This is a genomic window from Marinobacter sp., from assembly GCF_052094685.1.
Classification (GTDB): Bacteria; Pseudomonadota; Gammaproteobacteria; order Pseudomonadales; family Oleiphilaceae; genus Marinobacter.
The window spans coordinates 4,394-15,963 of record NZ_JBQDKB010000055.1 but is presented as its reverse complement, the minus strand read 5'-3'; the positions used below and the strand labels follow the sequence as shown (position 1 = coordinate 15,963).

The 11,570-nt window shown below is 48.2% G+C and carries 15 protein-coding genes; 9 read left to right on the top strand and 6 right to left on the bottom strand.

Annotation, left to right across the window (positions count from 1 at the left end; genetic code table 11):
- Positions 1 to 97 precede the first annotated feature (97 nt).
- Positions 98 to 913, bottom strand: coding sequence for a RepB family plasmid replication initiator protein (locus ACTH3S_RS11915; protein WP_441809229.1), 816 nt, complete (start codon positions 911 to 913; stop codon positions 98 to 100).
- A gap of 519 nt (positions 914 to 1,432) precedes the next feature.
- On the opposite strand from ACTH3S_RS11915, the gene ACTH3S_RS11910 reads away from it, so the two are divergent.
- The 6 genes from ACTH3S_RS11910 (at position 1,433) to ACTH3S_RS11885 (ending at position 6,160) form a co-directional block, all read left to right on the top strand.
- The gene (locus ACTH3S_RS11910) at positions 1,433 to 2,380 is read left to right on the top strand and encodes an endonuclease (RefSeq protein ID WP_441809228.1); all 948 of its coding nucleotides are present in this window, start codon (positions 1,433 to 1,435) and stop codon (positions 2,378 to 2,380) included.
- A 79-nt stretch (positions 2,381 to 2,459) separates the two neighbouring features.
- Positions 2,460 to 2,891: a hypothetical protein gene (locus tag ACTH3S_RS11905; protein WP_441809227.1), complete on the top strand. Its 432-nt coding sequence runs from the start codon at positions 2,460 to 2,462 to the stop codon at positions 2,889 to 2,891.
- Positions 2,892 to 2,967: 76 nt separating this feature from the next.
- Complete coding sequence (locus tag ACTH3S_RS11900; protein ID WP_441809226.1) at positions 2,968 to 3,702, top strand: hypothetical protein; 735 nt, start codon at positions 2,968 to 2,970, stop codon at positions 3,700 to 3,702.
- Positions 3,703 to 4,039: 337 nt separating this feature from the next.
- Positions 4,040 to 4,987, top strand: a complete 948-nt coding sequence (locus tag ACTH3S_RS11895; RefSeq protein WP_441809225.1) for a DNA-binding protein — start codon at positions 4,040 to 4,042, stop codon at positions 4,985 to 4,987.
- Between the two features lie 378 nt (positions 4,988 to 5,365).
- Positions 5,366 to 5,488, top strand: a complete 123-nt coding sequence (locus ACTH3S_RS11890; RefSeq protein WP_441809224.1) for a hypothetical protein — start codon at positions 5,366 to 5,368, stop codon at positions 5,486 to 5,488.
- A gap of 381 nt (positions 5,489 to 5,869) precedes the next feature.
- Complete coding sequence (locus ACTH3S_RS11885) at positions 5,870 to 6,160, top strand: hypothetical protein (RefSeq protein ID WP_441809223.1); 291 nt, start codon at positions 5,870 to 5,872, stop codon at positions 6,158 to 6,160.
- Here ACTH3S_RS11885 and ACTH3S_RS11880 read toward each other — a convergent pair.
- From ACTH3S_RS11880 to ACTH3S_RS11860, 5 genes are all read right to left on the bottom strand, one after another.
- Positions 6,113 to 6,499: a nucleotidyltransferase domain-containing protein gene (locus ACTH3S_RS11880; RefSeq protein WP_441809222.1), complete on the bottom strand. Its 387-nt coding sequence runs from the start codon at positions 6,497 to 6,499 to the stop codon at positions 6,113 to 6,115. The two genes, ACTH3S_RS11885 and ACTH3S_RS11880, sit on opposite strands and share 48 nt — an antisense overlap.
- 4 nt (positions 6,500 to 6,503) lie before the next feature.
- Complete coding sequence (locus tag ACTH3S_RS11875; RefSeq protein ID WP_441809221.1) at positions 6,504 to 6,881, bottom strand: hypothetical protein; 378 nt, start codon at positions 6,879 to 6,881, stop codon at positions 6,504 to 6,506.
- A gap of 11 nt (positions 6,882 to 6,892) precedes the next feature.
- Positions 6,893 to 7,201: a DUF551 domain-containing protein gene (locus tag ACTH3S_RS11870; RefSeq protein ID WP_417503055.1), complete on the bottom strand. Its 309-nt coding sequence runs from the start codon at positions 7,199 to 7,201 to the stop codon at positions 6,893 to 6,895.
- 398 nt (positions 7,202 to 7,599) lie between these two features.
- On the bottom strand, positions 7,600 to 8,529 hold the full coding sequence (locus tag ACTH3S_RS11865; protein WP_441809220.1) for a TerB family tellurite resistance protein: 930 nt from the start codon (positions 8,527 to 8,529) through the stop codon (positions 7,600 to 7,602).
- Between the two features lie 5 nt (positions 8,530 to 8,534).
- Positions 8,535 to 9,005, bottom strand: coding sequence for a hypothetical protein (locus ACTH3S_RS11860; protein WP_441809219.1), 471 nt, complete (start codon positions 9,003 to 9,005; stop codon positions 8,535 to 8,537).
- Positions 9,006 to 9,850: 845 nt separating this feature from the next.
- Here ACTH3S_RS11860 and ACTH3S_RS11855 point away from each other — a divergent pair.
- From ACTH3S_RS11855 to ACTH3S_RS11845, 3 genes are all read left to right on the top strand, one after another.
- Positions 9,851 to 10,465: a hypothetical protein gene (locus ACTH3S_RS11855; RefSeq protein WP_441809218.1), complete on the top strand. Its 615-nt coding sequence runs from the start codon at positions 9,851 to 9,853 to the stop codon at positions 10,463 to 10,465.
- A gap of 268 nt (positions 10,466 to 10,733) precedes the next feature.
- Positions 10,734 to 11,135, top strand: coding sequence for an NYN domain-containing protein (locus tag ACTH3S_RS11850; protein ID WP_441809237.1), 402 nt, complete (start codon positions 10,734 to 10,736; stop codon positions 11,133 to 11,135).
- Positions 11,136 to 11,307: 172 nt separating this feature from the next.
- On the top strand, positions 11,308 to 11,570 hold a 263-nt coding region (locus ACTH3S_RS11845), incomplete at its 3' end, for a tetratricopeptide repeat protein (RefSeq protein WP_441809217.1).

Here is an 11,570-nt window from a genome sequence, read left to right as displayed (position 1 = left end):
TCTTATACGGACAAAAACAGGGTAGGGCAGGTTTCAAAAACACCTTAATTTGAACGACCCTGTTTTTGTCCGTGTTTGAGCACGACTCTGAATTTTATTATTTATCGTTATTCAGACGGCGCAGTGCAGCCTCGTAACTTTCACCAGGTCGAGCCAGTGTAGGATTTTTGGTCAAATCAGCTGATGTATATCTGTGCTTTTTTTCAGGTGTTTGGCTGGCTTCAGGTTTTTTTCTATGGAAAGTGAATGCCAGATGAGTCACCAACCGTCCTGATTTTTTCTGAACGTATGTCACCTGGTAGGGTGTCTGTTCACTGATCTGGCTCACGGCTGGGTCAATCACTCGCTTTTTTAGGTCATACAGTGCGTTGTATTTATCCCCAAGGTCCAGCCACCGTCTCAGGTCATCTATCGCAATCGTTCTGCTTCCAATATCCCGATACTGCACCAGAAGCTCGTAAAGCCTATACGCGTGGGCACGGGTCAGCTGGATGACCTCATTGAGTGCATAGCTGGTGAAATGGGAATTCAGCTGATTCAGATAGGGTAAAATATCTTTCGCAAACCGCAGCTTAATGATGCCTTCGTCGTCAGAATAAATGGCGGATTGGATCCAACGTGTTCGAAGCTTAATGCTCGATCCTTCGTGTTCATTCGGTTTCTTTTCAATAACGATGGAGCGCTCATAGAGATGATTTACGGCATCTTTTAGATCAGCATAGATCGCCTTGGATTTGGTTCCAGACATCTCCCGAAGATCGCTCACACTTAACTCGTAAAGGACATCATCACGAACATTCTGATCTCTACGGATCTTGGAGATGGCGGCCAAAATAACTCGCTGTTCCATCACAGAGAGGCGATAGCTCGCCTCGATAACAGCGTTCGATTTAACGATCAAATCCTTTTGCATGGCCAACCTTATACGGACAGTTTAATTTTTGTCAGTATATACCCTGTTTCTGTCAGTTTGAACACCCTGAATCTGTCCGTTTAATGCCCTGTTTTTGTCCGTGCTTCACCCTGAATCTGTCCGTGCCTCACCCTGTTTTTGTCCGTATACAGACCAATAAGTTACTGTTTTTTATGATGTTAAAAGACCGGTAAAGTAGTAAAGGATAAAAAAGTAAAAGGTTTTAAAGGAGAAATTTCAGTTTATTGAAAATAATAAACACCAAATACCCGATGTTTGGGTGTTACAGAAGCTGTTATTGCCTTCTCATCACCAGATAATTGCCTCATATTCACCACTTCCACCACTGCAGCATGCTTCATAGAAGCTACAACTGTCAGCTCCTCATTGCCACCACACTTGCAGAATACTGTTACTGAGAGAACCTGTATCAGAACGAATGTAAATAGTTTTTGAACTCCTGATAACTGAAAATAAAACATTATTAATCAAAAATATACAGCATGAGACAACTGAAAAATGAAAGCTCTAATCTATATTTTCCTGATCGCCATCGTCGCTCAAGCTCACGCCGAGCCTGCGGTCAGCTTCGGACAAGCAAAGAAGGCGCTCAAAGAACACGTTTACTACGACAGGAATCAATCTGAATTCGGAACGATCTACTGTGGGTGTAACTGGGAGTGGAAAGGCCGATCAAGTGGCCGGGTGGATCTTAGATCTTGTGGCTTTGAGGTTCGTGCCAGACCCAGCCGGGCAAAGAGAATTGAATATGAGCACATCGTTCCTGCCCACTCCTTAGGTCACCTGCGCCAATGCTGGCAGCAGGGCGGCCGCAAAAACTGCTCTCGCTCTGATCCAGCTTTCAGACGCATGTACGTGGATCTGAGAAACCTTTCAATCTCTGTAGGGGAGTACAACGCAGACAGAAGCAATTATCGCTTTACAGCACTCCCAGGCACTGCGCTGCAACACGGCGCCTGCCCTTCGAAGGTTGATTTCAAGCAACGAGCTGCAGAACCAAGGGATACGGCGAAGGGCCTCGTAGCCCGAACCTATTTTTATATGCACGACCGTTACAACCTCCCTATGAGCAAGTCTCAGCAAAGATTGATGATGGTCTGGGATAAAAACTACCCACCATCTGACTGGGAGATAGAACGAGAGCGAAGAATGCTTCGTGTAACCGGGCATTCAAATCCATTCATGACGGGAGAGAAGTCCTGGAAGCTTGGGCACAAGAATGAGGGGGCAGGGCTAAAAGACCTATCTCAGGGTCGCTTCAAAGTTCAAAGCGAATCTCAGGCATTAAACGGGGACGTTATCAGGGGCAACAAAAACTCAAAGGTTTATCACTTACCGACAGGGTGCCCCAGCTATAACGCAATGGCGCCTCACAATAGAGTTAAATTCAAAACTGAATCAGAAGCTGTCTCTGCTGGCTACCGCAAAGCCGGAAATTGTCGGTGAATCTTGTTTTTTAGGAAAGCGATCCACAGTCATCCTGTTCATGTTGTCTGGGTGATGAATAAACGTAAAAAGAAAACGTATGTTCACAAAACACATGAAATTAATGATTAGCGCCGTTGCCATTCCATGCCTGATTGCTGGGTGTGGCTCTGGTGAAAGCAACAACAGCACGGCTAGCAATCAACAAACCGGTGGTCCCACCTTCACAGAAGGTGCATCACTTCAAGTCTTTGAAAACGACACCTGCGTTGCGAGCAACACTCGTGTTCTTGTTAATGACCAGAATGGGCGCTTGATTGGTGACTTGAGAACCTACAGTGAGGGATATATCAGCACTGAAAGCATGCCGATCAATGGATCTATTGGCATTGTTTTCAGCTACAGGGTTGGGGTTCCGGGTGTGCCAGAATTTACAACTGTGTCGCACATCGACACAAAAATCCTGCAAGGCACTGAGGCTCTCACCATTCTGTCACCACTGATCCGGTGCGTTGACGACTACGACATCTAGGAATTACTGACCATTCGGGCCTCGAATGCTGGTGATTTCGATGCGGTTGCGTTTAAAGGGCTAGGCAGTTCAGGTTATGACCAGTTTGATCACTGATAGTGGAAAGGTAATTGGGCTAGGCTTCAATGGAGGCGATGCGGCTAAATATGGATTGGCCAGCACAGACGTTACTCCAGGCTCAGCGGTTACTATCGACTTGAACAAAGATGTGCGCGAAGTCACTTCGCAAGCTTCAACCACACCACCAGGTAACATTGCCGTGATTTGGGCTAATAGTGACACCTATTCAGTGATTTCAAGCGCTGTACCTATGGGGGCAGTAACCGGAACGCTACCAATGCTGTCCGAACCAAGAAAAATGCTTGCCAGAGCGACCTACACGAAAAACGATGCGTTTGCCAAAACGGTGTATTGGGTCACTGAACAAATCGCTGCTAATGCCCTCACCGAAAGCAGTATCGAGTTTTCTGGCGTGGCACCAAGCGATGTCACGATCACCGGCAGTAATCAAACCCAGCTGACGTACAATTACACCGGTCGTTCGGTTATTGAACTGGTAGAGGCAACACAATTTGCACCAAGTATTCAGAGGAGCTACTCAACCGATAGCAATCTTGGTTACGTCAATTTCCCAGATTTGCCAACGGACCTTGATTCGCAGTTAGCCAATATGGAAGAGGTGAAGCTCAGTCTAAATACTCTCGACCCCACGATATACCCATCGCTATTCGGCATGGTCATGCCTCGTACTCAAGAAGCTACGCTTGTACCACCCCATGTGGACCATGTTTTGTACCAGCTTAGCCTGTGATTGATTGAGCCGTGAGGGCGAGTGCCTTATTAGCCCCCGTCCGCTTAAAGATTTTCGTGCATCACCACGACCCTTCAGCTGATTCGATGCCTATCCACTGTATACGCCTCTCCCCATAAGAGCTTGCTCGGTTTACGCCGAAGCTGCCTCTCCTCGACATTTAAATACGAGACCTTTCGCGCAAAAGTGGTGAATTACATTATTTGGCTTTTGATAAAGCACTACTTAGTTTGTTAATTTGTTAGTTTGTTAGTTTGTTAGTTTGTTAGTTTATTTGTTTGTGTTTTTCTGTTGTTCATGTACACTTAGTTAAAGCCTAAGGATTTGAGGATTTGGGATGCGACCACCTGAGATAGAAGACGAGCAAATCATTGAAGCTGGCAAGCAGTTGCAGGCAGACAGCCGACGAGTCACTGGCTTTGCTTTAAGGAAGACCGTTGGGGGAGGCAACCCCAGCAGACTGGTCAGGGTCTGGGAAGATTACAAACGCTCTCAGGAAGTGGTGGACGCCGAGCCAGAGCAGGAGCTTCCAATGGAAGTGGAAGAAGCCCTTAATGAGATGACTGGCACCTTTCTCGAGCAGGTGCGAAGCCTTGCTCAAAACCTGAACTCTCGGGCTGTAAAAACAGCAGAGCGACGAGTTGCTGACGTTATGCGCTCAGCAAAAGAACAGCAGGAAAATGCTGAGGCTGAGTTAGTTGACGCAGCTACAACGGTTGAGGATTTGGAAGAGCAGTTGGAGTTGTCTAAAGCACAAAACACTAAGCTCGGCTCTGAAATAAGCGCATTCCTGAAAGAAAATGAAAAGTTCCGAACGGATATTGCGCGTCTTGAGCGCGAGTTAGCAGTTAGCCAGGAAAAATTATCCAAAGAAGAGGGTAAGCTAAAAGCTGCAGAGACCTCTCTTGAAGACATCCACCACCGGAATGCTGACCTTCAAAAAGATAAAAATGATTTGCGTCAGGAGCGAGACGAGCTCAAAAAAGAGTTTTCTCAACTGCAAAAGCGTGTTGAGAGCACTAGCTCGGAACGTGACTCTTTGATGAAGGATAAAGGTGAGATCCAAACTCAGCTTGCAACTCAGAATGAGCGTCTGGAGGTAGCCTCAAGCCAGCTTGAACAGCTTAAAAGCGAGCGAGATGAAGCTCGAGGAGGTCTTACCTCTGCGAATAAGAAGGCGCTGGAGTTTGAAGTGCAGGCGGGTCATTACAAAGAGCAGCTTGATCAGCTAATGGCGAGGCTCTCTATTCCTGAGACAAAGTCAGATCCGGGCAAGAGAAAGTGAGTGTTGTCTTATTTGAGTAAGTGAGTAAGTGAGTAAGTGAGTAAGTGAGTAAATGGGTAAATGGGTGAAGTATGCCAGCGCTTCGATGGGAAACTCAAACCCGATTTTACCGGGTGACTGTGCAAAAAGACCTCTTCGGGGGGCTTTCAGTACTCTGTGTTTGGGGGAGTAAGACAAGTCGACATGGTCGATCTAGATTGATCCCTTGCGCAGGTGTTCGGGAGGTAAGGGAAACGATTCGAAAAATTGCCCGGACTCGCAGGCAGCACAGCTATATATTTTGCCCCATCAAAGATTAGATCCCAGAGGTGGAAGAAGCGCTAAATAACGATCTGAACAACCCTGTTGATCAAAAGCCTTTTGAAAGGATTAGTAAACATGGAAGTTTCTAAAAAGATGAAAAGCCTGCCCAGGCTGACTCAGAGGCTGGTTCTTGATACAGAAGAAGCTCGGCGTGTGTATCAACGCACGTTTTCAGAGATTTTGAAAAATTTGAACTGAGCAACCAATTTATGTAGCCAAACTGCGGCCAACTTATGACTTTTTCTAAAAAGGTTGAGAGCAGAAACGGTTTTTTAAGCCTTCGTATTTTGCACGTAAGCAATGGGACGCACTTCACCTCATCTTTACGATGGTTGACTGTTCACTCACCATTTTGACACGTAGATGCTGGTTAGGTGAGGAGTGGCTGAAAATAGAAGATCCTTGGGTAGCGATTTAGCGATAAATACACCAGCAACCGGTTCCACAAAACTACCCTCCTGGAACCGTTGCGAGGCAACAAATCTCATAGGTAGTTTTTCGGGAGAGTTAGCTCGTTCCGCAGGGAGTGGCTATGCGGTGTTGGCTGGAAATTAAAGATCCTTGGGAAGAACTTCAGCGATGGATACACAGCCCAGCACCAGATCCTATGTCATAGATCTAGCCGCTCAGCACGGCATTCGTCATCAAGTTACGCCCGCAGATGAGCTGGCCGTAGTCGCCACACGGCTGGCAGGTGATGAGGTGGTGACCGATGAGATTGAAGATGTGATTGTCGCGCTGAAACGAGCGGGGGCAATCAATGGCAGTGAAATGGTTGCCTTATTGGGTCGGTATTTGGATGAGAAGTTGTCAGCACAGCGATCAAGCACTCCCAAAAACAATACCGCCCCTGGCAATGTCTTGGAGTAGTTCTGGGTTGGAGTAACCAGTCGGACTGGTCTGCTCACACTCCCAGACTGGCAGGGCCTGAATCAACACACCGGTTTCGCCAAGCACATCAAGCGTCAGGCCGGCCATCGCCAGCTCGGTGTCCACGAAATCTCCAGGCTCCCCGATATCGAAACGATTAGCGAGTTTTTCGCGAAAAACTAATACCGCCTCCCGAATATCCACCTGATCACCCATAACGACCTGTTCCAAGCCAACCGGCGCAGCCTGCTCCCAGTCCTGCAGCGCCTCTGGCATCGTCGCGTTGGGGTCACACTGGGCCACCAGGTCACTCAAGATGTAAGATTTCTTATCCTTCATGGCCTTACCTTCGATGGCCTCTACGTCCCCGGATCACTGCGGCTTGCAGCACTCCGGTTTCTGGAGTGGAGCTGCTTTCTGATGCTTCACACTCCACCTCATCATAGATAGCGCTATCTCTGGATTCTTCTTCGGTGAATCGCGTGTCCGGTTTTATCTGGCTTAACAGTCCTCGCAAGCCGCCCTCTGCCCCTTGGTTACAGCACGGTAGCTGGGCTAGCTTATCGAATTCACCCTCCCAGTCTTCCGGTTGAGCCAATCTAGACACCTCAACCGCTCTCAGGTCGACAATCTCATCAAACCCGGTTTCATAGCCTTCAACCAGCACTGGCGTTTCCGGTGGCAGGGCCTTCAGTTGTGCAATCAATTCTTCTGCGGTCACGTTAGACACCCTCAGAGTATGGAAGATTCGTCGTCATCCAGATTAACGTGCACACTCTTTTCATTCATCCGCTCTTTGCACAGGTCAACGAGTACGTGATCATCAATTGATGTTGCAAGCCATTCAGGCAGCTCGCCCTTGTCCGGCACAGGCATCCATCCAGCAATAGTGATGCCTTCAGGGATATTGACCCACTGCCCATCCACAGCATAGGCATCAGTAATGCCGCTGTTTCCTCGACCAGGCCAATATCCGAGGTACAGAGCGATAACAACCTCCATATCCGCTGGCATTTGTTCATTACAGTTAATCCACGTCATTAGACTCGCCATCTCGCATCGTTCTCACAAGATGAAAAAAGAAAAATCCGCGACGATACCCCATAAGACTATGAATAATTGGCTTTTTTTGGGAGCCCTCGCGCCGTTAAGGCACCATAAAAAATATTTTAGTCTACTTTATTGAAAAAAAACGCAGACATTACCAGTTTTAAGGCACCGTTCTAACAAAATCCCGAGGATGCATCACCTTAGAATGGAGGCTGGCTTCGGTCGCAAAGCGGACGTTCGGATCGACCATAAAGCGGATCTTTATGCCGGGCTGTGTTACCCCGTGCCCCCGATACACTGGGAGACCTGACACCATTGGAATTCCTGGCAAAATACAAAAGGGCGGACAACTCTAATCAGCGGTTCAACTAAAACAGGGATGTTTACAATCATTTATCTTTAGTTCGGAACCGTGAAAATTTATCGAGGGATTGAGTTTTCAAACGCTGCAACCCTTGCTTCGCACCACTAAGTCCTGAATTCATTCCATCGAGTGTAGATTTGCCTAAGCCTGAAATGCGTACTGCACCAGCTTTCGCAGATTCTGAGAGGGTCGTGGCGATAGAGTTGATGTCCTCAAATACCGCCTCGACCCTCGCAATAGCCATTTCTTCACGCTCATCGAGAAATCCGTCTGCTTCGGCTATACCGTTTATGAAACGGATTATCTCTTGCGACATTGAGTTATAGTTGCAATCAGGATTGGCCTTTTTGAAACGGGCCAGCTTTTCGCTAATCTCTTTTATGGAATGCTCGTGTGCATGCTCCTCGATAAGCTTCAGGCTTTGCTGAACGAACAATGAGTCATACCCCCATTCGTCAACAAAATAGCACGTAATGAAGTCCCGCTCTTCGGGCACGAACTTGCCGTCGATTTCGGCGAGCTTAACCCCGAGAGTGGCAATCATGTCGAAGAGTCCTGTCGCCAGGACATCCATCGGCGTATTGATGAAGTCAGGGACCTGCTTTACCCGATCGGATGAGCCTCTGATAAAGTACCTTCCTACAATGAGACTTAGTCCTGCACCTGCAACTCCCGCGCCTATGGCCCAACCAACTGGTGTTGCGGCGGCTCCAATGCCGAGCACGCCGAGAAATCCGGAAGGTGCGAAAAACGTGGACGCGACCACAGTTGAATTTGCAAAGACGAAACCAGTAGCCGCTCCGTTTGCCGCATCAACGCTGTCAAGGAGGTATTTCTTGATTCGTAGTGAGGAGTAGGCCTCATCACCGATGTCGAGTTTAATTTTGAACCGCAATGGATCGCGAATGACGGTTTCGACATTCTGCATCCCGCCGGAAGATTCAAACTCATCCATATGCCTTATTCTCTAAGATGGTCAAATTTAGCATTCGCTGCCGCAACCGCATGCTCGAGATCTTTATCGTTCAGGTCCCGTTCAATACCACGAACAAAGCCGTAAATCATCGCGAGCGGCGTTATAAATGGCGCTAGAATCGCGCCTATCAAAGGGACAGACGCTACTAAAATGCCCATGACTCCGCCCAAGACTAAGCCGAACGATGCGTTCGGGAACTTCCTGAGCGTTTCGATAACAATATCGAGAATCTTGCGGCCAATTTTAACGATAAACCTTCCCGCTCGGACGGTGGTGTTGATGATCGCGTAAAGCGCAGATTTTGCGTCAGCCGATATGTTCAGGTTCTCAAGGGTCGATTTAATCTTTGATTCGCTGTTGGTAGTCCGGTTGATTTCCTTTGCATCCTCCGGCGTAAAGCCGGGGTTATCTGAAATCAAAGGCTCACCATCAGGAGTTTCTGCTTCAAGAATCATTGTTATACCCTGTAGAAATTTCGCCGGTTACGTCCTTCTTGACCAAGAGCAGTGCATGGGAACTGGCCGACCGGGAATCATTTTGGTTTTTCTGAATGCTTAGCTATCGAGTTTTGTCTGTCAACCAGGTTAAAAATATACTGGCTAGTCATCCCCAAAGGCCAATCCCTATTTTTAAAGCGATCTGTCGACGGCTCAAATCGGTCTGACAGTGTAGCCCCTTTCCAGCACCTGTCGGACCGCCTCATCTTTAAATTTCGGGGGATAATGTTGGCTGTTCATGACAGTTCCTCCTATGCTCTAATCTGGACTTACGCCGGTCCACTAGACACTCATAGCCTATCATTGGACCTACCCGGTCCAGACTCCCTGCACTAACTCTCTCGGCACGGCAAAAAGGTCCGCTTTGAAAACAGAGTGGACGCAAAAGTGGGGTGATTTTTTTGCGTGCTACTACATGAACAGAAGTCACGCCATGGTTTCTTTCAGCTAACTTTTAGGATTTTAGATTGGTATGCTTACTAAACCTAAAAGCGCTTATTCACTCACTCACACGATCATTTGGGATAGTTTATATTGTTATAGTGCTACAAGGGAGCCCGAGCTCCCGATGAATGGCTGCCCCCGGCCAGCCAGTGCGGCTATGTAGCCAGGTTCGTCCGGGTGGTACGATTGTATGATCTAAAGCCCTCGGCGCGGGAGTCTGCCTGGTTTCAGGCTTTCTTGGATGAGTGTCGGAAATGAGTCAGCCAGCCAAAATCACCAACAGTCACGGAATTGCGGGACTAAAATGGCTATCCAACCAGGCTGAAAGTTGGCGAACTGGATCCTTATAAGGATATTTAATGGAAATAATATGTAAGAGCTGCGGACATACCGAGGAGACAAACAAAGACTTCTTCGTTAAGTTGATCGGAGGCGCAATGCCCGTCGGTGGGTATTGGGCGTGGACAACCTATCTATTCGCAGGCACCGGTTTTGCCATGGGCATTGTCTTGGCCATCATCGGCGGTGGCGTGGCTATGCTGATATTCAAAGATGAAATTACCGAATGGGTTATTAGTCAAGGCTACAAGTGTACCAGTTGCGGGGAGGTTTCCTGGGAGCCGATGACAGAGAGCATGAAACAGGAGCGCGATTTTAAAAAGTATGATCTTGGAATTACTAGAACATCCATTGAGACGAGTAGAAGCATGGCGAAGTTGCTCGATGATATTATGGCTATGGACGAAGAAGAGGGCATTAGCCCTGATGACCGTGATGACCCTGATGAAAAAGTAGATTACGAATCAAAAGTTGACGAGAATCTTCAAGTGATTCGATCTGCTGGCTATGACATTGAACCCGTTGACTCTATTTGGTTGATTGAAGTAGATAGTGGCGAGTGGGTGGAAATCGAATCTGCCAAAGAGTTAGATGGGATAGCAAATATAGCTAGTAGGCGTTCGAAGGATTCCTGATAATCTTTCTGGTTTGGCAGAGGTTCTGGATTCAAGTATTGAGTGCAGCACCGCCTGTATCCAAGCCGGCCTTCAGTTTTGGCACACGCCCTGCGAGCAGGTAACCGCTCCCTCTTTCAACCAGTGTAACCGCACCTGAATCCTTATGCCCGTGAAGGATCGTATCTCCTTCCCAGTGACCTATATGTAGGCGATCATCAACTGTTTTGGAGTGACACTCAATGCCCGCGCGATTTGGGATTTTGCTTAACCTCCCCCGCTTGGCAAGATAGCGCTAATAACACCTCTGGTCAGAAAGGCATATGGTAAAACGGTCGATATCTGGCATTTAGAGGAAAAGGAAACCGACGTCCGCATTGCGGTCGAGATGTATCGCCTCGCGGTGAGCCAACAGTGCCAAAGCGGAGAGGGCGTTCAACAACTGGTGCTGGTTTCGAGTGACACAGATATGACGCCTGCTTTAGAGGCCATACGCACAGACTACCCACACCTTCGGATCGGAATCATTCTGCCTCGAGACAGAAAACGAACCGATCGTCCGGCCGGCTCTCTTCGCAAGAATGCCGATTGGATGAGGCATTCGATCTCTGAAGAAGAACTGAAGATCCACCAGTTTCCAGGTCGCGTGCCTACCCGCAAAAAGCCAGCCGACAAACCCGACTACTGGTGACTGAAGCCCAAGCGCACTTCAATAGAGATCAGACAGGATTAGGACTGTTCAGCGTTGAACCATAACACCCGTTTCGCGCAGTAAGGCATGGCCATGAAGTCAACTATTTTTTTGCTATTCATGCCCAAGTCTCAGTACATTGACGACTCCAACAAACAAACAGGAAGCAGTCATGCCATTAAGAACCGCGAGAGCCATAGGGATGTTTTGTGTTGCTCTGAGCATAGGCGCGACACCGATAGCCGGTGCGGCGGATTTTGACAAAGGTTTTACGGCGGCTCGGAGTGGCGATTACGCCGCGGCTCTTCAGGAATTCCGGCCTTTGGCCGAACAGGGCCATGCCGGTGCCCAATACATTCTGGGGTTTATGTACACTACCGGGCAAGGTGTTCCGCAGGACTATGCTGAGGCGGTGACCTGGTACCGGAAAGCGGC

Excerpts from the sequence above, each read along its gene's own strand:
- ACTH3S_RS11915 (WP_441809229.1), bottom strand. The coding sequence starts at position 913 with ATGCAAAAGGATTTGATCGTTAAATCGAACGCTGTTATCGAGGCGAGC.
- ACTH3S_RS11910 (WP_441809228.1), top strand. The coding sequence starts at position 1,433 with ATGAAAGCTCTAATCTATATTTTCCTGATCGCCATCGTCGCTCAAGCT.
- ACTH3S_RS11905 (WP_441809227.1), top strand. The coding sequence starts at position 2,460 with ATGTTCACAAAACACATGAAATTAATGATTAGCGCCGTTGCCATTCCA.
- ACTH3S_RS11900 (WP_441809226.1), top strand. The coding sequence starts at position 2,968 with ATGACCAGTTTGATCACTGATAGTGGAAAGGTAATTGGGCTAGGCTTC.
- ACTH3S_RS11895 (WP_441809225.1), top strand. The coding sequence starts at position 4,040 with ATGCGACCACCTGAGATAGAAGACGAGCAAATCATTGAAGCTGGCAAG.
- ACTH3S_RS11890 (WP_441809224.1), top strand. The coding sequence starts at position 5,366 with ATGGAAGTTTCTAAAAAGATGAAAAGCCTGCCCAGGCTGACTCAGAGG.
- ACTH3S_RS11885 (WP_441809223.1), top strand. The coding sequence starts at position 5,870 with ATGGATACACAGCCCAGCACCAGATCCTATGTCATAGATCTAGCCGCT.
- ACTH3S_RS11880 (WP_441809222.1), bottom strand. The coding sequence starts at position 6,499 with ATGAAGGATAAGAAATCTTACATCTTGAGTGACCTGGTGGCCCAGTGT.
- ACTH3S_RS11870 (WP_417503055.1), bottom strand. The coding sequence starts at position 7,201 with ATGACGTGGATTAACTGTAATGAACAAATGCCAGCGGATATGGAGGTT.
- ACTH3S_RS11865 (WP_441809220.1), bottom strand. The coding sequence starts at position 8,529 with ATGGATGAGTTTGAATCTTCCGGCGGGATGCAGAATGTCGAAACCGTC.
- ACTH3S_RS11860 (WP_441809219.1), bottom strand. The coding sequence starts at position 9,005 with ATGATTCTTGAAGCAGAAACTCCTGATGGTGAGCCTTTGATTTCAGAT.
- ACTH3S_RS11855 (WP_441809218.1), top strand. The coding sequence starts at position 9,851 with ATGGAAATAATATGTAAGAGCTGCGGACATACCGAGGAGACAAACAAA.